Source organism: Bacteroidia bacterium (assembly GCA_019695265.1).
Taxonomy (GTDB): domain Bacteria; phylum Bacteroidota; class Bacteroidia; order JAIBAJ01; family JAIBAJ01; genus JAIBAJ01.
This window is the reverse complement of sequence record JAIBAJ010000012.1, coordinates 24,107-49,998: the sequence shown is the minus strand read 5'-3', so window position 1 is coordinate 49,998 and position 25,892 is coordinate 24,107. Positions and strand designations below refer to the sequence as shown.

Annotated in this window: 23 protein-coding genes; 13 read left to right on the top strand and 10 right to left on the bottom strand. The window is 39.7% G+C overall.

Annotation, left to right across the window (positions count from 1 at the left end; translation table 11 throughout):
• Nucleotides 1-73 precede the first annotated feature (73 nt).
• The 3 genes from K1X82_03695 to K1X82_03685 are packed head-to-tail and all read left to right on the top strand — an operon-like array spanning nt 74 to nt 2,462.
• A complete protein-coding gene (locus tag K1X82_03695) occupies nt 74-1,177 on the top strand; it encodes a hypothetical protein (protein ID MBX7181194.1) in 1,104 nt (367 codons plus the stop codon).
• 27 nt (nt 1,178-1,204) lie between these two features.
• Entirely contained in the window at nt 1,205-1,765 is a 561-nt protein-coding gene (gene pth / locus K1X82_03690) for an aminoacyl-tRNA hydrolase (GenBank protein ID MBX7181193.1), read from the top strand.
• Between the two features lie 10 nt (nt 1,766-1,775).
• Entirely contained in the window at nt 1,776-2,462 is a 687-nt protein-coding gene (locus K1X82_03685) for an RNA methyltransferase (GenBank protein MBX7181192.1), read from the top strand.
• Between the two features lie 89 nt (nt 2,463-2,551).
• On the opposite strand, the gene K1X82_03680 is transcribed toward K1X82_03685, so the two are convergent.
• The 8 genes from K1X82_03680 to purT all read right to left on the bottom strand — a co-directional run bounded on the left by K1X82_03680 (nt 2,552) and on the right by purT (nt 11,790).
• Nucleotides 2,552-3,946 carry a T9SS type A sorting domain-containing protein gene (locus K1X82_03680; GenBank protein MBX7181191.1) on the bottom strand — a complete coding sequence of 465 codons (1,395 nt, stop codon included), beginning with the start codon at nt 3,944-3,946 and terminating at the stop codon, nt 2,552-2,554.
• Nucleotides 3,947-4,682: 736 nt separating this feature from the next.
• Nucleotides 4,683-5,702, bottom strand: a complete 1,020-nt coding sequence (locus tag K1X82_03675) for an SGNH/GDSL hydrolase family protein (GenBank protein ID MBX7181190.1) — start codon at nt 5,700-5,702, stop codon at nt 4,683-4,685.
• A gap of 580 nt (nt 5,703-6,282) precedes the next feature.
• Complete coding sequence (locus tag K1X82_03670; protein ID MBX7181189.1) at nt 6,283-6,816, bottom strand: hypothetical protein; 534 nt, start codon at nt 6,814-6,816, stop codon at nt 6,283-6,285.
• A 76-nt stretch (nt 6,817-6,892) separates the two neighbouring features.
• The gene (locus K1X82_03665; protein MBX7181188.1) at nt 6,893-7,369 is read right to left on the bottom strand and encodes a GyrI-like domain-containing protein; all 477 of its coding nucleotides are present in this window, start codon (nt 7,367-7,369) and stop codon (nt 6,893-6,895) included.
• Nucleotides 7,370-7,384: 15 nt separating this feature from the next.
• A complete protein-coding gene (locus K1X82_03660) occupies nt 7,385-7,960 on the bottom strand; it encodes a hypothetical protein (GenBank protein ID MBX7181187.1) in 576 nt (191 codons plus the stop codon).
• A gap of 410 nt (nt 7,961-8,370) precedes the next feature.
• A complete protein-coding gene (locus K1X82_03655) occupies nt 8,371-8,946 on the bottom strand; it encodes a hypothetical protein (protein ID MBX7181186.1) in 576 nt (191 codons plus the stop codon).
• A 375-nt stretch (nt 8,947-9,321) separates the two neighbouring features.
• Entirely contained in the window at nt 9,322-10,617 is a 1,296-nt protein-coding gene (locus tag K1X82_03650; GenBank protein ID MBX7181185.1) for a hypothetical protein, read from the bottom strand.
• Nucleotides 10,618-10,620: 3 nt separating this feature from the next.
• Nucleotides 10,621-11,790, bottom strand: a complete 1,170-nt coding sequence (gene purT, locus K1X82_03645) for a formate-dependent phosphoribosylglycinamide formyltransferase (GenBank protein ID MBX7181184.1) — start codon at nt 11,788-11,790, stop codon at nt 10,621-10,623.
• Nucleotides 11,791-12,209: 419 nt separating this feature from the next.
• Between purT and K1X82_03640 the strand changes: the two genes are divergently transcribed.
• From K1X82_03640 to K1X82_03605, 8 genes are all read left to right on the top strand, one after another.
• Nucleotides 12,210-12,935 (top strand): FAD-dependent oxidoreductase, encoded by a 726-nt coding sequence (locus K1X82_03640; GenBank protein MBX7181183.1) that lies wholly within the window; start codon nt 12,210-12,212, stop codon nt 12,933-12,935.
• A 63-nt stretch (nt 12,936-12,998) separates the two neighbouring features.
• Entirely contained in the window at nt 12,999-13,529 is a 531-nt protein-coding gene (locus K1X82_03635) for a hypothetical protein (GenBank protein MBX7181182.1), read from the top strand.
• Between the two features lie 250 nt (nt 13,530-13,779).
• Nucleotides 13,780-15,369 carry an acyl-CoA carboxylase subunit beta gene (locus tag K1X82_03630; GenBank protein MBX7181181.1) on the top strand — a complete coding sequence of 530 codons (1,590 nt, stop codon included), beginning with the start codon at nt 13,780-13,782 and terminating at the stop codon, nt 15,367-15,369.
• A 19-nt stretch (nt 15,370-15,388) separates the two neighbouring features.
• Nucleotides 15,389-15,832, top strand: a complete 444-nt coding sequence (locus K1X82_03625) for a hypothetical protein (GenBank protein MBX7181180.1) — start codon at nt 15,389-15,391, stop codon at nt 15,830-15,832.
• A 20-nt stretch (nt 15,833-15,852) separates the two neighbouring features.
• A complete protein-coding gene (bioA, locus tag K1X82_03620) occupies nt 15,853-17,148 on the top strand; it encodes an adenosylmethionine--8-amino-7-oxononanoate transaminase (protein ID MBX7181179.1) in 1,296 nt (431 codons plus the stop codon).
• A 230-nt stretch (nt 17,149-17,378) separates the two neighbouring features.
• A complete protein-coding gene (locus K1X82_03615) occupies nt 17,379-19,208 on the top strand; it encodes an HAD-IB family phosphatase (protein ID MBX7181178.1) in 1,830 nt (609 codons plus the stop codon).
• 524 nt (nt 19,209-19,732) lie between these two features.
• Nucleotides 19,733-19,921 (top strand): hypothetical protein, encoded by a 189-nt coding sequence (locus K1X82_03610; GenBank protein ID MBX7181177.1) that lies wholly within the window; start codon nt 19,733-19,735, stop codon nt 19,919-19,921.
• Between the two features lie 65 nt (nt 19,922-19,986).
• On the top strand, nt 19,987-20,862 hold the full coding sequence (locus tag K1X82_03605; GenBank protein MBX7181176.1) for a glycosyltransferase family 2 protein: 876 nt from the start codon (nt 19,987-19,989) through the stop codon (nt 20,860-20,862).
• A gap of 629 nt (nt 20,863-21,491) precedes the next feature.
• Here the strand turns inward: K1X82_03605 and K1X82_03600 are convergent.
• Together K1X82_03600 and K1X82_03595 are read right to left on the bottom strand one after the other, a co-directional pair.
• On the bottom strand, nt 21,492-23,405 hold the full coding sequence (locus K1X82_03600; protein ID MBX7181175.1) for a T9SS type A sorting domain-containing protein: 1,914 nt from the start codon (nt 23,403-23,405) through the stop codon (nt 21,492-21,494).
• A 71-nt stretch (nt 23,406-23,476) separates the two neighbouring features.
• On the bottom strand, nt 23,477-24,682 hold the full coding sequence (locus K1X82_03595; protein MBX7181174.1) for a glycosyltransferase: 1,206 nt from the start codon (nt 24,680-24,682) through the stop codon (nt 23,477-23,479).
• On the opposite strand from K1X82_03595, the gene K1X82_03590 reads away from it, so the two are divergent.
• Together K1X82_03590 and K1X82_03585 are read left to right on the top strand one after the other, a co-directional pair.
• On the top strand, nt 24,681-25,178 hold the full coding sequence (locus K1X82_03590; GenBank protein MBX7181173.1) for a cupin domain-containing protein: 498 nt from the start codon (nt 24,681-24,683) through the stop codon (nt 25,176-25,178). The two genes, K1X82_03595 and K1X82_03590, sit on opposite strands and share 2 nt — an antisense overlap.
• Nucleotides 25,179-25,238: 60 nt before the next feature.
• Nucleotides 25,239-25,760, top strand: a complete 522-nt coding sequence (locus K1X82_03585) for a periplasmic heavy metal sensor (protein MBX7181172.1) — start codon at nt 25,239-25,241, stop codon at nt 25,758-25,760.
• The last annotated feature ends 132 nt before the right edge of the window (nt 25,761-25,892 follow it).

The window sequence follows — 25,892 nt, the reverse complement described above, 5'->3', positions numbered from 1 at the left end:
TTATACAGACTCGGCAAATAAAATCAATTCTAATAACAAGCCAATCTATAAAAGAAAATAAACAGCCTGAAATTTGTCTATTAGAAGCCATCGTCTATTTTACAGCCTGAAATTTGTCTATTACTCCGAAAAAACCAAAATACTGGCAAGTTTCGGACAATTATCGGGTAATTTTTTCATGCCTTTGTTTGGGAAATTCAAATATCCTGAGGAGTTCGAAAAACCAATAATTCATCAATTAAGTTTGAATTTGGGTGGTTCTTATTCTAAAATTCAAACAATCGGTTCTCCTTTGTATTGGAGTCATCCTTTAATAAATTTGAATCTGGGGCTCAATTATTTTTGGTTCAATGGAAAAAAATCGGCGATTACTACCGGGATTTTCGGCTATTGTAACGAAGATAATTTTACACTATCCAATCCAACTGTTCGCTATACAGGCTATATTCAATGGCGCTACAGCCTTTCCTCTAAGGTTGCCCTAAGAGTGGGAACGGTTTACACCTTTCTACTGGGAAGAGGTATTCCATTGCCTATTTTCGGTATTAACTGGAGAATGTCACCCAAAGTGCTTTTAAACATCAATTTCCCATTTAATGCAAACCTAAATTGGACCCCTGGAAAACAAAATATGATTCGCTTTTTTATGCAACCCAACGGTGGAGTCTCCAATTTTGGAAATGCCAAGGCTGATCTCGGAACTCTGTCTGACCAGGTAATTTTGCGAAGAAGGGAGTATAAAGTAGGAGCCAGTTATTTGCAATATATCAAAGGAAAGTTTAATTTTAGTTTTGAAGCCGGAATTCTTTGCCTGAGGAAAATTACCATTACTCCTTTAAACAAGAAAAATGATATCGGTGCAGGTTTAGATCGAACGGAAAACAAATACTTTGATTCCAAAATAGCTCCGGCGCCTTACATCAACCTTGGAATTGGTTATAGGTTCGGAAAAGTTCCTCCAATTAAACGTAAGCCAAAATCTAAACCTTCGGGTGAACTCGATGGCTTATCCACCTGGATAGATGATGATTTGATCGATTTCGGACAATTGGACGTTGGTAGCATTAATTTGGATGTTCAACCCTTGAATATTGATGCAATCGATAAGTTTGATTTGACCGAAGAGGACTTTCAGGAATTGGATACTTTTCAAAAGTCAGAAACCAAAACGCCTTAGTCTTAGTTTTTTTCCTTGCTTTGCAAAATGAAATACCTTATTGCTGGCTTAGGAAATATTGGAGATGAATACGCAAACACCCGACATAACATAGGTTTTAATATTGTAGATCAGTTGGCTCATTCTGAAGGTGTTAGATTTTCAGTAGACCGCTTAGGATCCATTGCCAGCATTCGAGTAAAAGGACGTACCTTGCTTTTGTTGAAGCCTTCAACCTATATGAATTTGAGCGGAAAGGCCGTACAATATTGGTTAAATCACGAAAAAATAGCCATCGAAAACTTATTGGTTGTTACCGATGATTTGGCCTTGCCATTTGGAACAATACGTTTGAAAGGTAAAGGAAGTGATGGAGGGCATAACGGTCTAAAGAATATTCAGGCAACCTTGCTTACGGATCAGTATGCCCGATTAAGGTTTGGGGTTGGTAATTCGTTTGCTAAAGGAAGGCAAGTAGATTATGTGTTGGGTAAATGGAATGAAGAAGAGCAAAAAACCTTGCAAGAACGAATTTTAAAATCAGCAGAAGCCGTTAAAAGTTTTGCCCTTGTTGGCATCAACATGACTATGAATCAGTTTAATGGATAAGTGTGTTACTATGGATGAAAGAAAGGCTTATGCTCTATACCTGAGTCAATTTATTTCCGAAAAGCGTTTTGCCTTAATGAATAAGGTCTTAAACGATAGAACCAACCATATTACGGTGGTTTTAGAAGATATTTACCAAACTCAAAATACTTCGGCTGTTTTGCGAACCTGCGATTGTATGGGAATACAAACCGTGCACATTGTAGAAAACAAAAATAAATTCGACCTTAATCCTGATGTGGAACTAGGTTCGGCTCAATGGCTTCAATTGCACCGTTATCGGGGTAAGGATAACAATACTGCTGATTGCCTAAATCAACTTAAGCAGCAAGGTTATCGCATTGTTGCTACCACTCCGCATACCCGAAGTTGCCGAATAGATCAATTGCCTTTGAATGGCAAATTAGCCTTAGTTTTTGGAACTGAAAAGGAAGGAATTAGTCCTATTGTTCATGAAATGGCTGATGAGTTTGTGGTTATTCCTATGCATGGATTTACCGAAAGCTACAATATTTCAGTTAGTGCCGCTTTAAGTTTGTACGAATTAACCAAACAATTGAGGCAATCGGACCTGAATTGGTCATTGCCCGAAGATGAAAAAGCCGAACTATTGATTCATTGGATTAAACAAGGATTAAACCGTCCGGAATTAATAGAAAAGGATTATTTTGAAAAATTAGCCCAAGGCAGAATTTAGAAAAATAGCTGCCTGTAGTCTTTTTGTCAATGACTCCTTTCTCGGGTGGTGGAATCTTGGTGGCAATAAATGAACCGTCAACTAGAAAACTACTTTTTAAGTACCGCTTTGCCGAGGTACAAGAGCTTTTGATGATTGTTTTGAATAAATATTTGTACTTGATAAATTCCATTTTCAAGACTTAGGTCCAACTGAAGGGGCAAGCCTTTTTTTACTTCTTTGTTTAGTTGAAGTACTTCTTTGCCAACCAGGTCAAGCAAGCGAATTTCCACATTTCCGGCTTCCATTTGTGGCCATTGAACCCATACTAAACCATTAGAAGGGTTGGGATAAATTTCCAGAACTGCCTTACGGAAGGGGTGATTGGGCATGCCGATTGGAATACAAGGCAATTGACCGGTATTTCCGCCAACACAAATTTGGCAATCATCCAGGTATGCCGTACCCAGGGAATCGCCGTTACAATCAACTGTATAAATGCAGGAATTGTCGCTTAGGTTAGCGCTGGGATTGTAATTAATGGCATTCACATCCATGCAACCCGGAATTGGTCCATAAATACAAGAACCATCGTCGTAGCTGGCATTCGGGTCATAATTGATGGCAAATGGGTCCATACAACCCGGAATTCCATATTGGCAGGAACCATCGTCTACATTGGCATCAGGGTAATAATTGATAGCAGAAGGATCGGTGCAGCCGTAAATGGCATAAATACAAGAACCATCGTCGTAATTGGCCGAGGAGTTGTAGTTAATAGCAGTCGGATCGGTACAACCAAAAGTTCCTCCACCATATTGGCAGGAGCCATCGTCGTTAGTGGCGCTAGGATTGTAATTGATGGCAATAGGGTCCATGCAGCCGTAAATTGGATATTGGCAAGACCCATCATCTACGTTTGCACTGGGATTGTAGTTAAGAGCGGAGGCATCGGTGCAGCCGTAGAGTGGGTATTGGCAAGAACCATCGTCGTAGGTAGCAGCAGGGTTGTAATTAAGAGCGGAGGGGTCGGTACATCCCCAGATTCCTCCACCGTATTGGCAGGAGCCATCGTCGAAGGTAGCGCTTGGGTTGTAATTTAGGGCAGAAGGATCGGTACAGCCATAAATCGGGTATTGGCAAGTGCCGTCGTCATTGGTGGCAGAAGGGTTGTAATTCAATGCATTAGGGTCAGTGCAACCATAAACAGCATACTGACAAGAGCCATCATCAAGGGTTGCGCTGGGGTTGTAATTCAGGGCAGCGGGGTCGGTGCATCCTGGTGTTCCTGAATAAACACAAGAGCCATCGTCAATGGTTGCTGCAGGGTTAAAATTAAGAGCAGACGGGTCGGTACATCCTGCAATTGGATTGGCATATATACAAGGACCGGGTTGCATAAAATTGATAGCTGTCGGATCGTTACAAATGCCTTGGGCAAAGCTTTGAGTAACCAGCAACAGACCAATTAATATAGTAAACAGGGTACGAAATGGAATCATCATTAGCATAGGTAATTAGAGTAAATGTAGGTTTTATTTGCAATTCGGGCTTTTTTTAATTTCATATGGTTAGGAAAATATTGAACCTCAGTAGTTTAAATTTGAGAATTTGGGCGTGCCCTTGGCGGGTATTTAGAAATGAAGTGCTAGATTAGTAGCATTTGTTTTCTTTCGGTGGAGGCGCCAAGGTCGGGCTATCGCTGCTACTCCTCGGCCACCTCCGCTAAGGCTGCGGTGGCCTGTGGGGTAGCCTGCTCTATCCCTCACGCGGGTGCAAACCCCAAAAGCTGTTCTTTGAACCCAAATTAATCAATAGAAGGATTTCAAATCCGAACTGCTTGATTTAGTTGGGTTTACCCCTCCCGAAGCATTTCGGGAAGAAGTTGTAATATCAATGTTATTTGAAAAATAGTCCAAAAACTAGTTTGAACATTACAGTGGTAAATGCCGATGCAAAAGGTGTTTAGGCAAATTAATGCGAAGCATAATTGGACTATTACAAATTTGCTATCGGTATTACTATTTTGTACAAAAAAATTGATTTACAAATTCTTAACTCGTTTATGCATTTCTAATATGGAATCTGGGTTGAATAACCAGTTTTGTAAGAATAAATTTGATGAAGATATCTGTTCAACCCAAAAGTTGGATAATAGAGTGGAATTTTAGAATCGGAATTGGATTGATTTTTTGTGGGTAAGATTCAAAAAATCAGGTTATGGATTGGTTTTATTAGCAATTAGTCTGTTACTGATTTGCAGCTATGCTCTTTGGAAATCATTTTGTTTTCAAGTAGCTGCAGGTAGAGTTGTTGAGCCATTAATTGGTATCCGGTTGCATTGTAGTGTCCGTCGATAGGATAACCGAATTGAAGCATATTGTTCTCTTGGATAAGGCTGTCCATTGGGTGGTATACATTGAATACCTTGCAGTGTTGCTTTTGCAGATCATATTCCAATTGGGTCATCACAACTTTGGAATTGAAATTGGTATTGCAGAGGTCTTGAATTCGGTTTGGATGGAGAAAAAAGGCCAGATTTGTATTGGATTTAGTGGCAAGAGTTTTAAAACTATCGGCAAGGGCCAGGAAGGCCAAATGGGCTTTTTCCTGTGCCTGAATATAATCTTCAACCCTTAAAAATGTTTCTCCTGCATATCCGTTTGCCGACATCAGAAGGCGGACAATATGGGAATACCTAAAGAAAAATTCAATTCCGGGTTTTTCCTTAAATCGGGTTGTTCCATCGGAATGAAAACGTTCGAATCCACCTCTAAATACATAATCACTGTAGTCTGAAGGGTTAATGGCAACAATAATCAGATTAGGATGCAGGCTTGTAAGGTGGTCGCGAAGCCATGAATAGCTGTAAAATGGATCGGAGCCTGCCACGCCTGCGTTGTAAAAGCGGACAGGAATAGAATCCCGGGAAGCGAAATTATCGAGGAACCTGGTTAAACTGCTATCATATGGTACACCAACGCCTTCCACATAACTATCGCCCAGCACCACTACTCTGCAGGAGTTTGTATTAAACAGGCGAACCGGTTCCAATTCCCGGTGACCGAAGGAGTTGTACTTGTTTTGGTAGCTAAATTCTGAATTCTTTTCGAGGTAGGTGGTATTGGGTGTATGGGTCCAGTACCAACCCGGCGATTGAAAACCCCAATAACTGGTATAGCTTTTTCCGGTGGATTCGGTATAGGTTTTGAATTTTCCGGTTAAACGGATGGCTAATTCGATACCCAGTAACGAAATCACAATGCTAAAACAAGTTAGGAAGATGTTTTTTCGCATACTTAGCCTTTGGTTATCTAAAGAGCAAAGATGAGAATTTCGTTGGGTTAAAACAAGTGGATTTGGGGTAGCTGCCGGGTTTTTTGAATAGCTGGTTCATTCGGTGTAATTTTCTGATACCATGGTCAATAAATAAAATGAAATAAAACATTAACCGGAAAGGAATGGGTGGCTGAATTTTAGGTTAGACTTAGTTAAATAGAATTTAGCAAACATGGGTGGAATTGGAGGTAAAAATTACCAGGTAAATGGTTTCAACCCAGATTGCGCATTAGAAATGTACAAACGAAATAAGGGTTTGTATTTCAATAACTTATGAAAAATGAAAACAAAATCCAATTCGGGGTAACCTCAATTAAATCAAGTAGTTCAGATTTTCAATTCTCCTACCTATTAAATTAGGTTCAAAAAAAGTATTTTATAGCTATTAAAATTACTTCTCCAAATCAAAATAATTTCTTTAACCCGGAATATTGCATGTGGAATTTAGTAGTATTCCAAAGATACCTTGGTTGGACAAAGGAATAGTTTACAGTTTGATATTTTAATGAGGATTACTATTTACCGGAGCATTGAAACTTTCGATTTTTTGAAGATCTCTTTCCGGGTTGGAGGAAAATAGTTTGATTTTGATTGGAGTGGGAAGCAGGGTTAATAATAATACTATGCTTAGGTAGGCTAGTAGGCGAAGAATGGATTGCCTGACTGAATTCCATAGCAAGGGTAAGTTTTTTGAGCCCTTGGAAAGGGAAGCGATATACAAAATTGGGATAATAATGCACGTCAATTGGAGAATTCTATAACTGAGCAAAGGTCCACCAGGCCAAAACATGACTTGAAAAAGAAGGCTAAACAGGCAAAGGGCGGTTAATAAATAGAAAAAGAAATTTCCGAAGGATGCAGTTTTTTCTTGGCTCATGGTTTTAAAAGACCCAAAAGCTTTGATCAGATAAAAGGTAGCTAATGAAGCAGAACTGATGGTAACGAGAATGGGACCACCGGGGACCTGTAAACGTTTGAAGATAAGAAATACCAGGAATAATCCTATTATTCCAAGTTCAATTTTATTTGATTTCATGGCAAGAAAGGTAGGATTTTTGTTTATTCGCAGCAGTGGTACAGAACTAAATTTTAACCTGGTAGAGTTTATTTGTTTAGCGTTCCTGGATGGGAATCCAAATACTTTCTTTGGAATTGGGATCATTGTTTTTGTATTGATTGCCCAATACCTCGAAGTGCGGACTTTGGCGAAGGATGTAGTTGGAAGCCGGGAGCCACTCTTGGTAAATGTATTGAAAAATGGAGGTATCGCTGGAAAGACCTTGGTAGTGAAAAACGGCATACTTTCCTGCAGGAATAATTAGACTTTCCATCCGGGGAGGAATGGAATCGAAATTGTTAACCTGCAAACAAGCCCAGCGGTGAAATTCAATGTTTGGGTTAAAAGCCGAAAAATAATGGGGAGGATATTCTGCTACTGAATACAAATCGTTGCTGAGAGGATTGGAAATGAATTGTTTTTGAGGCATAAAATTCTGCCAAAGTTCTGCTATTCTGTTTTGAGCCAAACTTATAGTAGTTTTTAATCCGATGAGTCTTATTTCGGGATTATTAATTAGTTCAGGATGCATGTTCAAATGTTTGTGTTAATGTTCGATGCAATATTCACCATTTCTGAAAATGCCTAAGCGTTTGGGCTTGCTTTGCAGAGGCTGTTTGAAATTTTCCCATTCAATTTTTTCTAGTTGATATTCTTTATTGTTGACCGGCTTTATGAAATGAATGTAATAGTCATACTGATGTGCAAAACCATTGGAAAAAACCACAAATAAAAATTCAGCCTTTTCGGGTGTTACCCAACCCATCAAGTTGATGTAAACCAAGGGTTTGGTTCTGGATTGTAACCTATTACCTTGTTCGGTACTAATGAGTTGAATGTGGGTGTTTTCAATACTGGATGGAAGCTTTATTGGTGGGAAATCGTCGGCTTGCCCATAGGTATGTTTACCAAAGAATAGGGTGTCGAACCGGGTTTGATCCTTTTTATATTCTGCTTTTATGAATTCTGAAATGGCTTGGGTATATAATTTGGTAAGTTCTAGGTTATTATCTGTTGATACCGGCTTTTCTGCCGGGGCTTGGGTGGATTTCCTCCCACAGCCTACACCAAGCAGGAAGGTAAGTAGGAAGGCCAAAGGGCCGAGTTGTTTTAATTTAATCAAGCAATTGGGTTTTTGAAGGTGATGTGGTGAAGGAATAGGGAAGTGGTAGTTGGTAATTAAACCGGTATTCAGGTATTGGTTGGTAGGAACAAGCTTTTTTTAATCGGTTAATACCGAATGTACATTATGTTTAGTCCAATATTAGGTATTAATTTTTATTGAGAAAATTGGCCTAACATTCTGTATACTCGGTACTTACCAATCTAAATTTATAAAAGCCTTCGGACTATTTATAAATTAAAATTGGTATAACTTATCCATCCATGCGATTAACTAGCCGTAAAGATGGTTGCTACCCCAAAACAACAGGAAGCATTAGGATGGTACTGTTTTTCGAAGTGGCAGGATTTTTTTCGATCCAATAAGCGGTAAAGTTGCCGGTTGTAGCAAGCATTTAAGGTATGAGCTACTTATTCGTCAAATCCAAGGTTTACCGGCTCCTGATTAACCGGGCTGGCTGTGGTGTTGGTAGTAGAGGTGGTGTTAGGTACAATTTCAAATTGCACTTGGTCGAACCAAATTTGTCCTGTTCCATGAAGCAAGGCACCATAGGCTAATTGAGTGGCATTGGCCGGAATGTCAAGAACGATTTCGTAGCTTTTCCAATCGGTATTGCCTTTGATGGGACGATTAAACATATTATCCATAGCAAGTGGTTGTTGGGATCTGGCTTGGTCGACCCTAAGCCATAAACCGGCCCATTGTTTTACGTTTTCGGATTTAACCAAGGCAGTCATTTTTACACGTTTACCTAAAAATTTATCGGCCTTGCATTCTTGCATTAAGGTTCCGAAGCCTTTAATGTTTTTATCAATGGATTTAATAGTAGCAGCATTGCTTCCATTGGATCCCAGGCCTTTTACCAAGCCCATTTCATAGCTTTTGGGTGAACTTCCTGCTTTAAACCAGTTACTTGGCAAGGTAAATGAAAATAAGGCAATAGCAGAAGCAAAAACAAAGGATGATTTTACAATTGGTTTTAACATTTTGGGTGTATTGGTGTGGTTTATTGGGTTGATGAAAACAAAGTTAGGCAATTAACCTGATTTCAATTTTTGAAATTTATCTGGTTTTTAGTTTCTTAAGAAATATTGGGATATTCGGTTAGGAAAGTGTTTACTTAAGGTTAGTGAATGAATAGAAATTAAATACGGAAAGCTTAATGAATAGTTTACTACCCTGTGTAGAAAGCACGGACCTTCGGGCAGGGATAGAGCGAAGTAGCCCACAGGAATGCGCAGTGATAACGGAGCAGACCGAGGACTACTCGCGAAAGCCCGGTGACCTTAGCCATTACCCAATTACGGTGGCTTGAAACGGTTTGTTGGCTAAGGGCAGCCCGCACCCAAAAGAACATAAAATTAATCTAAACCGCAAGACAGATGCAAATTGGAAAGTTGATTGATAATTGCCTCAACTTCGGAATTAGAAAGCAGATTTTTTTCCCAAGTGAGGTTGATCGCATATTGGTTGTTCCATTTCATAATTACGATACCTATTCCCGGAGGTGAAGGGTTGGAAGGAATATTTTCGATACCGATAATTGGATGGCCCAACACGTTATTTAAGTTGGGGAAACAGTTGCCCAAATTGGAAAAAGACAAGGAAGAAATGCGTCCCCGGCTTGGCATATTAACAAAAATGCGGTAGAAACTATGGGGTAAAGCTTTCCACCAGGAAGCCATAATGGCATATTTTTGAGGAAGTTGGAGTCTTAATTGATCCAATGTTTGTTGTTGCAATTGTTGAACCAATTCCGGAAACCCTTTTGAGAGAATGGAAAGAGGAATTTGATAAAACATAAACCAGAGGTTATTGCCTAGAATACTTGCGGGTGCACCTTTTTTTCGGGAATCGATGGGAATACTTAACCAGAGAAGGTTACCCTGTTTAAATCCGATTTGAGTATGAAAGGACCAAATAGTTTTGGCGAGAAAGTAGACATTGGGTAATAAGGAAAGACCTTTGGATTGAATATCTTGATCGATGGTTTGGGATTGAGACTCCGAAAAAAGAATGCGTTTGGTTTGGAACTCCTTTCCCAGTTTACGATTGCCGATGGTAGCAATGGTTGAGGTGATTGACCTTAACATAAACCCAACGATTTTTAGGCTATTGGTTAATTTGGGCCAAAAAGGAAGTTCGATATCCGGCTTGGAAACCAGGTTAGGGTTGAGGGGATGAGAGGGTTGAAGGATAAGTTGAACCAATTCTTGCACACCTCGGTAATCGGTAAAACAATGGTTAACCGAAACCACGAGAGCCTGTTTGGATTCGGGAAGGTTGAGCAGGTGAAGGTGGATAAGTCCATCTCCCCAGGGGTCGAGGTTCAATTGAAGGATTTCGGTTGGGATGGAATTGGATGGAGAATAGCACTCGGAAACGCTTACCGGAAGGGGGGAAGGGCCAAGTTTCCACCAGCTTGGTTTACCCGGAAATGATTCGTGAACCCGGTAGGAATTTAGGGAGGAAAGCAGTTGGTTTTGGTGGACCAGGTTTTGGAGTTGAGTTAGGGAGATGGTACCGTCGAAATACAATACGGTTCGTACCACATTTCCTGTTTTACCTTGTTTGCGCAGTTGTTTGTGGAAAAGCAGAAGCAGATAATCGGTGCTGTTGACTGGGTATTGATTTGGTAATTGAATTGGAAGAACCATGCTTTACGCATTGACTTTAATTTCAGCAGCTATTTGTTGAGCTTTTTGAATGAGGGCGTTTACATCAGAGTTAATGGCATCGTAGGTAAGTGCTACGGCCATTCGGCGATTGGGGCGGGTGGATGGTTTCCCAAATATTTTAACGTCGCTATTGGAGTATTGCAAGGCCATGTTGAGTCCGTTGATTTGAGGAGGGTTGGGGTTGGAGTCGGTTGCCAATACTACAGCGCTGGCAGCGGCTTTTTCGAGTTTTATTTCAGGAATAGGCAGGTTTAGAATGGCCCGGAGGTGGAGTTCAAATTCATTGAAATTCTGACTTCCGGCAAGAGTTACCATCCCGGTATCGTGCGGACGAGGGGATAGTTCGGAGAAATAAACACCTTCGTTAGCGAGGAAGAATTCAACTCCCCAAATTCCGAAACCGGTGAGGGCATTGGTAACTTTGGATGCCATTTCTTGGGCCTGAGCTAGGTGTTGGTCGGAGATTGGGCAAGGTTGCCAGCTTTCGCGGTAATCGCCTTTTTCTTGTCGGTGACCGATGGGAGGGCAGAACAAGGTTGGGCCATTTTTTTGGGTGATGGTCAATAAGGTAATTTCGGTATGAAAGTGGATAAACTGTTCAACGATAACTTCTTTCAGGTCGCCTCGGGCGTTGTTGGAGGCGTATTCCCAAGCCTGATCAATATCGTTGGGATGGTTAACGGTGCTTTGACCTTTTCCGCTGCTACTCATTAATGGTTTAACAACGCAAGGCAGTCCAACATATTCCACAGCTTTTTGGTAATCGGATAGGGTGGTGGCATATTGGAATCGGGCAGTTTTCAGTTGAAGGTCATTTGCGGCCAGGTCTCGAATAGCTCTGCGATTCATGGTGAAATTAGCAGCACGGGCACTAGGTACCACCTGGATACCATTTTTTTCATATTCGTACAAGCGTTCGGTTCGAATGGCTTCTATTTCCGGAACAATGATATCGGGTTGGTGTTTAGCCACTATTTGGTCCAATTGATCCCCTTGCAGCATGTCGATAACTTCGAAGGTATTGGCAACTTGCATAGCAGGAGCGTTGGGGTATGAATCAACTGCAATAACAAATTGTCCCAGGCGTTGAGCGGCAATGACGAATTCTTTGCCCAGTTCACCGGAGCCTAAAAGAAGTATTTTTTTGTGCATGGAAGGGTAAAATAATGGATGACAAAGCAAGGATAAAAATGGATAGGGTAGGAGGGATGTTGAAATTTGGGGATAAATTTAACCCAAATTCAATAATAGAAATCTATTCCAGCTTCCAACTGCTTCAAATACAAGGATTTAAGAACATTTTTTGACTTCAAAATAGTTCACTATTCCTTCACCCAAAAATCAACCTGAAGCCCTTGTCTTTACTGCATTTGAAGGCTTCAATCCGATTTCTAATGATAATTTGGGTTTAATCCCGTGAAATGCTAGTTAGATTTTCATTCCAATTTTCTTTCACGGAAACCGGGTAGGTATTGGTCTTGAAGATCAGGGAGAATGGTTTCTATGACCCTTTTGGGGTAATAATTTACAGGTAGCGGAAATGTTAAAAATCTTACTTACCTTTACCTCACATGGCGTATGATTTTTACCAATCAAGAATTGTAGATATTCAGGACGAGGCACCGAATGTGAAACGGTTTTTTATTGAAGTGGGAGAGGCTTCCACCTTTGATTTTAAGCCGGGACAATTTGTGATGCTGGATTTGCCATTGAGTTCAAAAATAAATACCCGCAGTTATTCTATAGCATCGGCGCCCGATGGCAGCAATGTAATTGAGTTGGTAATAGTTTTGAAAGAAGGAGGTTTAGGTACCAATTATTTATTTTCTGAAAAGGATATTCGGATAGGCAGTCCAATTAAAGTTTCAAAAGCTTTGGGTAAGTTTACTATTCCGGAGTCAATTGATTCTCATCTCTGTTTTATTTGTACTGGAACGGGTATAGCTCCATTTAGGTCCCAGCTTAATTATATGTTGAGTAGGAATTTACATAATCCCAATTTTCAGGTTCATTTAATTTTCGGTTGTCGCTGGGAAAGTGATATTCTTTATCGAAAGGAAATGGAAGCGTTTGAAGCCCAATGTCCGTGTTTTTATTACCACCCGGTATTATCGAGGCAAAGAGATTGGCAAGGGAGAAAAGGGTATGTTCATGGGGTTTATCAAGAATTGTTTCATCATAAAGAACCTGCTCATTTTTACCTCTGTGGGTGGAAGGAAATGATTATGCAAGCCAAGCATAATTTAATGGAAATGGGTTATGATAAATCGGTCATTAAATTTGAATTATACGATTAGTTCTATTTATAGTATACCGGAGATGAGTTCTTTCCGTTACTTTTGCAACCTATCTATAAACAAATGAACTCAACCGATTTCTTATCTGATATTCTTCGTTACATACTTCCATCCTTAATTGTGTTTGTTACCTCTGTATTGACTTTGAAGCAGTTTATGGACAGCCAAAACCGCATGAAGGCATTGGAGTTGAAAATGAATAACCAAAAGGACATGACTCCGATTCGGTTGCAGGCCTATGAGCGAATTGTATTGTTTTTAGAGCGGATTAGTCCGGCTAATATATTGCTTAGGGTTAGCAAACCCGGAATGTCGGCCAGGATGTTGCAGGCAGAATTAACCCGAACTATCCGTCAGGAATTTGAGCATAATCTGAGTCAACAAATTTATATGGGGTCAAATGCCTGGGAGTTAACCAGGAATGCCAAGGAAGAAATGGTAAAGCTGGTGAATTTGTCGGCAGGGAAACTTAATGATCAGGCAAGTGGAACAGAACTGGGTCAATTAATACTAGAGGCAAGTTCCAAGATAGAAAAGTTGCCTACTCAAATAGCTATTGATTACATAAAAGAAGAGATAGCGACCTATTTTTAGGATACTAGTCGAAGGACCGGTTCGAATTTTTTTATTCTTTCCGGTATTGAATTCGAGTTTGGCTAATTCCTTGTATGGCGGAATGGTGTCGAAAGGTAAAAAGGAGATTCTTGATTCAAGATGTAAAATGGTAAGCTACAGCCATAAACTAATTGGGACAAGTTAGCCATTGTAAAATAGTTTCGGACTTTTTCAAGAATATCACTGAAATAATAGCATAGAGTTTTATCTTCGCACCAAGAAACATAGGATGTCTGTTCTTAAAACCAAGCTAAATACCAACTCACCTTCTTATAAATCGAACTATGAAGCCATGAAGCAAAAAGTTGCTGAGCTGGCTGAATGGATGCGGAAATCGCAATTTCAAGGAGAGGAAAAATATATTCAACGAACTAAGGCAAAGGGAAAACTTCTGGCGAGGGAGCGAATTGAATTGGTATTAGACCCGGATTCACCTTTCATGGAGTTGATGCCTTTAGCAGGTTGGGGAACCGATGATTTTTGTTTAGGTGGTACTTTGGTAGCAGGTTTAGGTTATGTATCCGGACGATTGTGTATGGTTACTGCCAATATAGGAACCATCAAAGGAGGAGCCATTGATTACACCACGTTGCAAAAGAGTATGCGATTGGCTGAAATTTCATTGGAGAATAAATTACCCACCATTAATATGGTTGAGTCGGCAGGAGCTAACTTGCCTGATCAGGCCAAAATTTTCAATTATGGTGGTTCCAGCTTTCGAGAAATCACTAGGCGTTCGGCCCAAAATATTCCAACTATTTCTGTTGTATTTGGCAACTCCACAGCCGGCGGTGCATATATTCCAGGAATGAGTGATTATACCATTTTTGTAAAGCAACAAGCCAAAGTTTTTTTAGCCGGTCCACCCTTAGTAAAAATGGCCACCAATGAAATTACGGATGACGAGAGTTTAGGTGGTGCAGAAATGCATAGCAGGGTTTCAGGAGTTTCGGATTATTTGGCTCAAGACGAAGCAGATGCTATTCGTATTGCGAGAGACATCATGGCCAATTTAGGAGAAGCCCCTGTTAATTTGCAAACTTACAGTGAGCCAATTTATGATTCAGAAGAAATATTGGGCGTTGTAAGTGCAGATCCACGAACTCCTTTTAATATCAAGGAACTAATTATGCGTTTTGTGGATGGCTCGGAATTTCATGAGTTTAAACCCGAATATGGTAATACCTTGGTATGTGGCTTTGCCAATGTGGGTGGCTACAAAATCGGGATTATAGGCAACAATGGTGTATTGTTTTCTGAATCTGCCAATAAAGGAGCCCAGTTTATTCAATTATGTAATCAAAATGATACCCCATTGCTTTTCCTTCAAAACATTACCGGATTTATGGTTGGCAAAAAATACGAGGAAGAAGGAATTATAAAACACGGGGCTAAAATGATCAATGCTGTTTCCAACTCCAAGGTTCCTGCAATAACAATTATTGTTGGTTCTTCATATGGTGCCGGAAATTATGCTATGTGCGGAAGAGCTTATAAGCCAAGGTTTTTATTTACCTATCCAAATTCCAAAATTGCAGTAATGGGTCCTGATCAACTTTCGGGAGTGATGGAGATTATTGCCAGAGAAGCAGCAGCCAAAGGCGGTTATACCTACGATGAGGAACAAGGTAAACAAATGAAACAATACATGGTTGCTGAGGCTGAAAAGCAAAACAATGCCTATTTCGCAAGTGGTCAAATTTGGGACGAAGGAATTATTGATCCCAGACAGACCCGAAACTATCTCAAATTTTGTTTATCCATTATCTATTCAGAACAACCTTTAGGCTCCAAGGAATTTGGTGTCTTTAGAATGTAAATTACACACCCAACCGATTATGAAAAAAAACATACTATACTCATCTTTTGTTGCTATTGCAGGACTAGGGTTAATTGCTTCCTGTTCAAAAAATGAACCGTCCGTTCCTTCCGATTTAATTGCTCCGGAGGTTACCATTGTATCACCTCCACCTGCGAGAGATACCATTATTAACGGACAGCTTTACAAAATTTACAGTTCTTACCAATCCGGTTCATACATTCCATTAATGGTTAATATTACCGATGATGTTGGATTAGACTCCATTTATGTGGAAGTAGTTGATAGCAATAGCTTAAGCAAATTATTTGTAGGTTCCTGGTATTCGGCCAGTAAAACCCTGGATATTGATACCGGATTAATTGCTCCGAATGTGAATTCAATTTGTTCCATTAAAGTAGTTGCAATTGACCAAAATGGCAATGAAAAAGGCTTTATTAGAGCTTTTGGAATTCAACCATAATTGATTTCATCCCGTATTGGATGGGTTTTTTGGAGAAGGATAAGGCTATGGTTTGGCATCCGTATACGGCAGTAACGGATTCAGAATCTCCATTACTTATTGAAAAAGCCAATGGTGTATTTCTTTTTGATTCATCAGGAAGGGCTATTTTAGACGCAGTGGGTTCTTGGTGGGTTAATTTGCACGGACATTCCCATCCATATATTGCCCAAAAAATATTTGAACAAGCCCAAAAGCTCGAACATGTGATGTTTGCAGGCTTTACTCATCAACCTGCCATTCAGTTGGCTGAAAGATTACTTGGATTATTTCGCGGTCATTTTTCCAAGATTTTTTATTCTGATAATGGAAGCACAGCCATTGAGGTTGCCTTGAAAATGAGCTTTCAATATTGGTACAATTTGGGAAAGGTAAAGAAAAAGGTATTGGCTTTGGAAGGTTCTTACCATGGAGATACTTTTGGTGCCATGAGTGTTGGAGAGCGTTCCATATTCACACAGGCTTTTCAACCTTTTTTGTTTGAAGTGGAATATTTACCAATCCACGAATCATCTATCCAAAAAGCCCAAGCATTATTTGCCAGCGGAGAATACAGTTGCTTCATATTTGAACCCTTGATTCAAGGAGCTTCCGGAATGAAGATGCATTCAGCAACCTGGTTGGATTCCATTCTTGAAATTGCGCAAAAAAATGAGGTTATATGCATTGCCGATGAAGTGTTTACCGGTTTTGGACGCACCGGATCCAATTTCGCCATCGATTACCTTAAAAATCAACCGGAAATAATTTGTTTGTCGAAAGGATTAACCGGCGGAGCATTGCCCCTTGGTGTTACTTTATGTATTGAACGTATTCATCAAGCTTTCAAAGAGCAAAAGAACTTATCGAAGGATTTGGAGGGGCTTAATATTAGAACCTTTTTTCATGGGCATTCATTTACGGCAAATCCTTTGGCCTGTGTATCCGCCTTAGCAAGTTTGGATTTATTCCTGGAAGACTCCTGCCAAGCGGCTATTCAAATGATAGAAGAAAGTCATTTGAACTTTCAGAACAATACTCCACTTAGCGATTATCCTTCCATTCAAAACATTCGAAGGATGGGAGTAGTGTTGGCTATTGATTATAAGGCCCAAGGTGAGCCCGGTTATTTAAGCGAATTACGCAATGAATTGTATAATTACTTTCTGGAAAAGTCCATTCTGATGCGGCCTCTTGGCAATACGGTGTATGTAGTACCTCCTTATTGTATAACCCAGGATCAACTTCAATTAATATATCGGGCCATATTGGATTTCAAGCCAAAAATTGTTGGTTAATTGTCAACTACTTTCAAGATAATCAGAACAAGCAAAGCTTAGACCATTCTACCTTTGCCATTCTAAAATCGTACTATTTTGACTTGGAGTTCAAAAACGATTCTGTATTAGTTAAACCCGAAAGAACCTGTGGGCGAAAGATTTTTTTACCACCAACGAAATTACCGAAACCATACCACCTTGGTTGGAGCTATGGGTGTAGGTTTTTTAACCATCCATACCTTGATTCAATGACAAGCCGAAAGAAGCAACTAGAAGATATCACCTTTGTTTTTGATTTTGATAGCACCCTTACCCAGGTAGAGGCATTTGAGGAATTAGGCGAAATCTCATTAAAAGGGAATCCTAAAAGAAACCAAATTCTCCATGAAATCAAGCATATTACGGACTTGGGGATTGATGGAGAAATTAGTTTCACTGAATCATTAAAAAGACGAATCGCTTTATTGGGGGCTGAAGAAAAACACCTCGATATTTTAGTGAACAGACTCAAAAAAAAGATTTCAGGTTCAGTGAAGAGAAACCAACGGTTCTTTAAAGATTATGGGCAACAAATTATTGTCATATCGGCAGGTTTTAAGGAGTTTATTGATCCTATTTTAAAGCCTTTAGGTATTCCATCGGAGCGAATTTATGCCAATACTTTTAAGCTGGATGATCAAAAGAAAATTGTGGGATTTGATGATGAAAATGAATTGTCGAAACCGGATGGTAAAATTTACCAGTTAAAGAAGTTAAACCTGCAAGGCAATATTTATGTTATCGGTGATGGTTACAGCGATTATCAGATGCGGGAAGCCGGTATTGCACATAAATTTTTTGCCTATACCGAGAATATTACCCGACAAAAGATTCTTTCAACTGCCGATCATATTACTCCTAGTTTCGATGAATTTTTATATCTGAACAAAATTCAAGGTAGTATTTCTTATCCCAAGAATCGAATTTCAGTGTTATTGGAAAACGGTCTGCATCCTATTGCAGAACAAATGTTTTTGGAGGAAGGATATCAAGTGAAGTATTTCAATAAAGAAAGTTTGACTTCCGCCCTTTCCGAATCTACTGTTTTGTGTCTAAAGGAAAGTTCCTTGCTAAACGCTGTGGAAGTTCAAACGGCTAAACGATTGCTATGCCTGGGAATTGCAGGAAGTGCCGGTGAGGAAGGATTGTCCGATTTAAGCCTGAGAGGTACTGCAGTCTTCCACACACCGGAAGCAGAAGCCATAGGAAGAGCAGAATATGATTTGTATAAAATCCTAAAAATTGCCAAATCGGGAGAACAAGGAGGGAAATTCTTGGATGAAATTAAGGTGGGTATTTCCGGAATGGGAAGTGAAGGAAAATGGCTGTATCAGAAGTTAGTTGGGCTAGGAGTAGAGGTGATGGTTTGGGATTCAGAAAAGGTGTATCCCAACCATGTGGAAGGGAGGTTGGAAAGTTTTAAATCGCTACTTCATTCCGATGTGGTAGTGCTTTGCAGGCATTCAAACGAGAAGTACCCTGAATTGAAAAAATCAAATTTTCAATCAAAAACCAGGTTTAGTCTTATTTGCTCCGGCGGTTTTAAAGCCATACCTTATGCCATTGTGGTTCACTTATTCCAAACACAGAAATGTATACAAGCTTGCATGGATGCTCAACTTCCGGAAGGTTGGGAGAAAATGAGACAATTGTCCATTAATTTTCCCTTGGATTTCAGCTTTCAGGAATCCATTTCAACAACAAAAACCAAGTTTTTGGCTGCTAAGGAAATGGCACAAAAATTAATTTCTTATATCAATACCGGAAATTCCAATTCCAGCTTGAATTTGCCCGAAATGGATTTGAAGACCTTTCCTCATGCTCACCGCCTTCTCCATATTCATCGAAATGTTCCCGGGGTACTTGCCGAAATAAACAGCACTTTCGCCAGACACCGTTTAAATATTTCCCAACAATACTTATCTACCAACAACCTGGTGGGTTATCTTGTTACGGATATCAATAAACAGTACGATTCCCATGTTTTGGAAGAATTGAAAAAGGTTGCGGCCACTATTCGATTCCGAGTATTGTATTAATTCAGCCTTGGCATAGTTATAACCGGGTATAAGCTTCAAATTAGAACTTGCAGAACATTGGGTAATCATAATTAGGTTTTCATTTAAGCGAGCGAAATTCAAGGAGATTTCTTGAATTAACAATTTGGTAGCGAACATCTAGATACCATGACTAATTGGTTTATTTACAACAGGATGAGGTTGCAGCTCGGGCAACGATAGAGGCAAGTAGCCCACAGGCACACGCGGCGCCAGCCAAGTGGGCCGAGGACTACAGCCGATAGCGTGACCCGAACGCCCATGCAATTTATTTTGGGTTAAGCCAAAAGATGATTGGGCGGAGGGGGCCCGCATAATAGGTATTACTATAAATAGATCCATGTAATAAAATTATAAACCTATTCTAAGGCTTATTTCCAAAATCAAGGGACATGTTTTTTTTGTTTTTCAAACGCATATTTTAATTACTTTTGCATCCGTTTTTAATAACCCCCAATCTAAACAAAAAAATGAAAAAAGTATTTGCTCTTGCCCTTGTTGCCTCTATGGCTTCTTTAGTTGCTTGTGGTCCATCCAAAGAAGATGTTGAAGCTGCTAACAAGGCAAAACAAGATTCAATTATTGCTGCTGAACAAGCACGTATGGATTCTATCACAGGCGCTGAAAATGCAGCTGCTGCTGATACTGCCCATGTTGATTCTACTGCCGCTGCTGCTGCTCCGGCTGCTCACTAATTTCTAGTTGAAATTTCGCAAGGCTATCCCTTATCGGATAGCCTTTTTTTTTAGCTTTTTCCACCATGTTTGTATCCGGTTTTACTTTCATTCGCAACGCCGTAAAGTTCGATTACCCTATTCGGGAAGCTATACTTTCGCTGCTGCCATTGGTTGATGAATTAATAGTTTTGGTCGGAAACTCAGATGATGGCACTCGTTCAATTATTGAAGAAATAAATTCGCCGAAACTAAAAATCCATGATTCGGTGTGGGATGATAGTATTCGGGAAGGCGGTCGAGTATTGGCCGTTGAAACCCAAAAAGCGAAAAATTTGGTTAATCCTAAAGCTGATTGGCTCATTTGCATCCAAGCAGATGAATGCTTTCATCAGGAAGATTATCCTGCCATTAATAAGGCCATGCAGGATAATTTAGGTAATTCCAAAGTGGATGGTTTGCTGTTTTCGTATACTCATTTTTATGGCGATTATTCCCTGGTGGCAAGTGGCCGTAAGTGGTATAAAAATGAAATTCGGATTATCCGAAACAACCCGGATATTATTCCATACAAAGATTCTCAAGGTTTTAGATTTAAAAATGGACAAAAGCTGAAAGTGAAAAGGGCAAATGCTCGTGTTCACCATTATAGCTGGGTTAAGTCACCCGACAAACAGCAAGACAAACAAAAGTACTTTCATACACTTTGGCATAATGATGAATGGGTGAAAAAACATGTAGGCAATCAATCAGAATTCGATTATTCTAAAATTGATGTGTTGGAAATCTTTCAAGGAACTCATCCGGATGTTTATAAAAAAAGGGTAGAGGAATATACGGTTCCTTCGGGTTTAAAACCTGGGGTACACATTAAACAATGGCATAAGAAAGTACTTTACTACATCGAAAAAGTATTAGGCAAAAAAATTGGGGAGAATAAGAATTATATTTTGCTTAAATAGGTTTGGCTATAAAGTCAACCGGAAGGATAATGTCAGGTTTATAAATTCTTTGTATGCGGGCCCCCTCCGCCCAACTAGCTTTTTTATAATTCCCAAAATAACCTGCCTGGGCGTTCGGGTCACGCTATCGGCTGTAGTCCTCGTCCCCCTAGGCTAACGCCGTAGGGGTCCTGTGGGCTACTTGCCTCTATCGTTGCCCGAGGCGCTACCTATCAGTTTATTTTATACCAATTTTAATTTATAAATAGTCCGAAGGCTTTTATAAATTTAGATTGGTAAGTACCGAGGATACAAAATGTTAGTCCGATTTTTTCAAGAAAATTTAAGTATAAAATTGGACTATACATTTTGTCCATTCGGCATTATATTCAGGAGGCGAGCTCATTAGAGGATGCCATTAGTCCAAATGTGCAATACTAATTCACCAACCGGGTTTATACAGCTTTCGCATCGGAATATACCAATGTAATTCTTCAAATAGTTTTAGACTATTTCTCAACGTATGCTAGTTTAACTCAAATTCCTAAAGAAGTTTAACTTCATTTGGCATCCGGGTTTAAAATAGCTATCAAAAAAAAAGAGGCTGTCCTAAACTAAGGACAGCCTCTTTTTTTTACACGAACTTTAGTCTATTTTATTTGAAGCTTTTTGGAAATTTGTTCTCCGTTCATTTCAGCTTTTACCACGTAAAAACCGGCTGAAAGATTGCTCATATCCATTTGAGTATAATGGGAGGTTGAAGGGTTTTCACTAGAATAGGTGAAAACAGTTTGACCTAAAACATTAAGTACTTCAACATTAAGTTTTCCTGAAACTTTATTTGACAATTGTAAATTTACTAATCCATTGCTTGGGTTAGGGTAAACTACAAACTGATTAAAGTTACTGGTTTTTTCATCAATTCCGATTGGAAGTCCAATTTCTGAAACACGTAAAGCAACATAAATAAAATCTCCATAACCATTATCAGGATCTGGATCTCCACCATTGGTTGGAGGAACTCCATGACCGGGAGCACCGTCTCTCATGTAAACCAAATGAGCTTCAGAATCTGAATTATGAGCCAAAATACCAAAAACACACTCCGATAAAGTATCGTTGTAAATATCAGTTGGATCAGACCATGTTAAGCCACCATCGGTTGATTTTTTAAGGTAGGTATGACGGTAAGCTTTTAAATAGTCATTAAATCCTCTCTCAATGAAGGCAGAGTAAGAAACAATAACGGTATTATTTCCATCAACCGAAATAGAAGGCTGACTAACCAAACCTGTATTTCCATAACGTCCAAATTCATCTGCTCCATTACCATCAGCGTCAGCAAAGAATTCAATAGCACCACTTCCATTTAGGTCCAAAATGTCACCAATAATTCTTAAAGAATCTGGATAGTTTTCAGTCCAATAAGCCAAACCTGGATTAGCATAAGGGAAACTGGTAAAATATCCCTGATCGGATACGGTATCATCAAAAATTCGTTGAATATCAAAAAACAAATGAACTTTATCATTGTTATCAAGCAAAACAGCTAAAGAACCTCCTGTTCCAATTAAGGTATCAGCAATACCATCTGCGTTAGTATCTGAAATAGCCGGACCAAAATCATAAGGTTCAGGAAGCATCATGTCGTAAATAACTTGTGAAGTCCAGGTGTCACCATTGTCGGTAGATTTCCATAAAACCACATCATCCATCAAGTCTCCGGTAACAATAACGATGGTATTTCCTTTAGCATCCATTGCATAGGAATCACCTCCAAAACCTTTAAATTTAGTGGTATCCATTCCTGGAATTTGAACGTTCACTTTATCCCAGGTTGCACCGCCATCGGTTGAACGGCTATAAAGTAATGCTCCATCTAATCCATTGTGTAAGGTACCTCCCGATGCAACCGGGTAAGTAATAGATAAGGCATGCAATGAATTATTGTCAGCACCACCCGAAACCATTCTAGGCCACCAGTTACCGGTTGCTATTGGGCTTGGCAAAGTGGTGGTACTTTCTGTCCAACTGCCGTAACCAATGGTAGGGCGGCTGCAAAGTTCCAATTCTTCGGCCACAGTATTGTGCGATAAAACGGTCTCAGCTCCATTTGCATTCCAGGTAACATTAGGCCATCCGGTTCTGCTGGTTTCAATTTTCCCGTCCGGTTGTCCTGACCAGGTTCCATCCAAATTGCTTACATAACCTGTTCCTCTGTCGCTGTAAGGAGAAAGTTCTTGTGAATAGGTGAAAACATATACCATCTTCCCATTTTCATCTCTTAAAAAACGATTAGCCACCGATGAATTGGATTGTAAATCGTAGGTGGTATTAGCAATGGTAGTTTCAGGCAAAAATGCTGCACTTTTGTTGGTTGCAGTTGGTGTTCCATGGCCAACAACTTGCTCATTTCCGGTATATACTCGCTTAACGGTTGTTACCTTTTTGGTATTACCGGTTCTGCTGGCTTTGTCCAGCATTTTCATTTTTGCTGTTTGCGCTCCGGCACTTAAGGTAAGGCCTAATGCTGCAAGAGTTAAAAGTTGTAATTGTTTTTTCATTGAAATATTAAAATTCGGGATGGGCAAATGTATCAAAATCATTGAAAAATTAAGCTAGGGTTAGGAATTATTTAACCCAAAATATCCAAATAGTATTTTTTCAATTTTATTCCAACTGCTAAGCTCGAAAATTCTTTCTTGGCTCCTTCCGAAATTTGAGCTGAATCGTACTTGTTTTTATCCTCTATCATTCGCTTCATGGCCTGCAACAAGCCTTCTTCATCTCCAGGCTTAATCAACAATCCGTTGATTGGTTTAACATGTTCCCTAATTCCTCCAACATCGCTGCTTATCACCGGTATTCCGCACATCCAGGCTTCACTGATTACCACCGGCATGTTTTCATAATTACTAAATAAAACTAAACAATGGCTTTGCCTTAGTTTTTCGGCTACTTCCATCGACTCCAACGGACCCATAAAGCTGATCTTTTCGCTTAATTCCAAGGTTTGGGCTAAGTGTTTGCAATAGGAAAAATCCCCATCTGAAATAATCCATAACCTGGTATGGTTGACTTCCTTAGTTAGCTTGGAAAAGGCACGAATAATCCCTCCGGCATTTTTATGTTCTTCTACCAAAGTTGAAATATGGATAAACGTAAAGAAGCTATCATCCTTCTTATCATCCGGAAAAAAGTGTTGGCTATCTACCACATTGTTCAAAACTTCCATCTTTTTTATTTTCCCGAATGCTTTCAAATTTTCACCCAAATGCGCCGAAACAACCGTCACTAATTGGGCCTGTTCTAAAACCTTTTTTACTAAATACCTTTCCGTAAATCCCATCTTTTCCCGATTCATTTCTAAATAAGCCGTGGAATGTTCGGTGACCATGAAAGGAATTCTTTGAGCCATGTTCCATAAATAAGCAATAAAACCTGCCGGCTTGATTACGTGTAAATGAAGGATATCGACTTTTCCATTTCTGGCAATGGCTAGCTTTCTTCCCAAATAATGGGATTGAATATACCTCCAGGTTTTTACCAATATGTTATTGCTATTCCGGTAATAAACCACCCATTCATCCACTCCTTCTTTTCGCCTGTAGTCTACCTGGTAAACCTGTTCACTAAGTTCCAAATTGGCCCTTACATACAAACAGCTTACAGTACAAGTATTCGCTATACTAAAGGCATGGTTCTCTACAAAATTTCCAAGAAAAGGGATATACTTGTTCGGAAACCAAGAGCATAAATACAGTATGTGGATTTTTTTATCCAAGGCAGTGTGCAAAGTAAATTTAAAATTCCATCCAAAGCTTTTAATTTGCACTGCCATGTTAACAGCAAAAGATTATATCCAACAACTCGAATTAACTGCCCATGTGGAAGGTGGTTATTATAAGGAAAGCTTTAGAAGCGATTTGCTTCTTCCGTCAGATGCATTGCCTGAACGATTTACTGGTGATCGGGTGGCCAGTACACATATTTATTTTTTATTGGAATTTGGACAATGCTCTAAACTTCACCGAATTGCTTCTGAAGAACATTGGCATTTCTATGCAGGTAACAGCTTGGAAATTATCGAATTAAATACCCAAAATCAACTGATTATTCACAAACTGGGTAACCGAATCGAAAAAGGTGAAAAATTTCATGTGGTTATTCAAGCCGGAAGTTGGTTTGGCTCTCGCTGCACTGTACCCAATGGATTTAGCCTGGTTGGTTGTACAGTTGCTCCCGGTTTCGATTTCAACGATTTCGAAATGGGCGATAGGTCCGAACTTCTGGTTCAATTTCCTGATTTTCAGGAGTTCATTATGGAATTAACGTAATTTTTGAATGCTGTGTTAAACCAAAAACCTTTCTGCCTATCCAAGTTGAAAAAAAATACCATGAAACATCTTGCATTTATCCTTCTTTGTGGGTTAAGTCTTCAAACTTTGGCTCAGGGACCAACTCCTGCTCTTCGAAATCCAGCCACTCAAACCCCTTTGCCTCCTCCACCTCCTGCAGTTGATGCGGCTGATAATCAATTAAGTCCGGAACAGAAACAAAAAATGAAGGACCTGCATTTGCAATTAATGAAGCAAGCCTTGCCGCTTAAAAATGAATTGCGCGAAAAAGAAGCGCATTTGCAAACCCTTCGCACTGCCGCCAATCCTGATTTTAACCAAATTTCCGCCCTAATGGATGAAATTGGTCAATTGAAAACCAATTTGGCAAAAAAGCGGGAATGGATGTTTTTGGAATTTCGTAAATTATTGAACGAGGAGCAACGCATACTTTTTGATTCGAATCGGAAGGCCTTTATGAAACAGGCTCGCCACCATGGTAAGCACCCTAAACAAGGCAACCATGGCAAACCTAATCGCCGCGGTAACAACGATGTTCCGATGGATGATTTAGAAGATTAGAATTATAATTTAAAGGATGCGGGCCCCCTCCGCCAACCACTATTGGGGCAAATCCCAACCATGTTCTTGGGCGTTCGGGTCACGCTATCGGTTGTAGTCCTCGTCGCTCTCCGCCAAAAGGCTGCGAGCGCC

Coding starts and splice junctions, on each gene's coding strand:
- pth (MBX7181193.1), top strand. CDS start 1,205: ATGAAATACCTTATTGCTGGCTTAGGAAATATTGGAGATGAATACGCA.
- K1X82_03685 (MBX7181192.1), top strand. CDS start 1,776: ATGGATGAAAGAAAGGCTTATGCTCTATACCTGAGTCAATTTATTTCC.
- K1X82_03680 (MBX7181191.1), bottom strand. CDS start 3,946: ATGATGATTCCATTTCGTACCCTGTTTACTATATTAATTGGTCTGTTG.
- K1X82_03670 (MBX7181189.1), bottom strand. CDS start 6,816: ATGAAATCAAATAAAATTGAACTTGGAATAATAGGATTATTCCTGGTA.
- K1X82_03665 (MBX7181188.1), bottom strand. CDS start 7,369: ATGCATCCTGAACTAATTAATAATCCCGAAATAAGACTCATCGGATTA.
- K1X82_03655 (MBX7181186.1), bottom strand. CDS start 8,946: ATGTTAAAACCAATTGTAAAATCATCCTTTGTTTTTGCTTCTGCTATT.
- K1X82_03650 (MBX7181185.1), bottom strand. CDS start 10,617: ATGGTTCTTCCAATTCAATTACCAAATCAATACCCAGTCAACAGCACC.
- purT (MBX7181184.1), bottom strand. CDS start 11,790: ATGCACAAAAAAATACTTCTTTTAGGCTCCGGTGAACTGGGCAAAGAA.
- K1X82_03640 (MBX7181183.1), top strand. CDS start 12,210: ATGGCGTATGATTTTTACCAATCAAGAATTGTAGATATTCAGGACGAG.
- K1X82_03635 (MBX7181182.1), top strand. CDS start 12,999: ATGAACTCAACCGATTTCTTATCTGATATTCTTCGTTACATACTTCCA.
- K1X82_03630 (MBX7181181.1), top strand. CDS start 13,780: ATGTCTGTTCTTAAAACCAAGCTAAATACCAACTCACCTTCTTATAAA.
- K1X82_03625 (MBX7181180.1), top strand. CDS start 15,389: ATGAAAAAAAACATACTATACTCATCTTTTGTTGCTATTGCAGGACTA.
- bioA (MBX7181179.1), top strand. CDS start 15,853: ATGGGTTTTTTGGAGAAGGATAAGGCTATGGTTTGGCATCCGTATACG.
- K1X82_03615 (MBX7181178.1), top strand. CDS start 17,379: ATGACAAGCCGAAAGAAGCAACTAGAAGATATCACCTTTGTTTTTGAT.
- K1X82_03610 (MBX7181177.1), top strand. CDS start 19,733: ATGGCTTCTTTAGTTGCTTGTGGTCCATCCAAAGAAGATGTTGAAGCT.
- K1X82_03605 (MBX7181176.1), top strand. CDS start 19,987: ATGTTTGTATCCGGTTTTACTTTCATTCGCAACGCCGTAAAGTTCGAT.
- K1X82_03600 (MBX7181175.1), bottom strand. CDS start 23,405: ATGAAAAAACAATTACAACTTTTAACTCTTGCAGCATTAGGCCTTACC.
- K1X82_03590 (MBX7181173.1), top strand. CDS start 24,681: ATGTTAACAGCAAAAGATTATATCCAACAACTCGAATTAACTGCCCAT.
- K1X82_03595 (MBX7181174.1), bottom strand. CDS start 24,682: ATGGCAGTGCAAATTAAAAGCTTTGGATGGAATTTTAAATTTACTTTG.
- K1X82_03585 (MBX7181172.1), top strand. CDS start 25,239: ATGAAACATCTTGCATTTATCCTTCTTTGTGGGTTAAGTCTTCAAACT.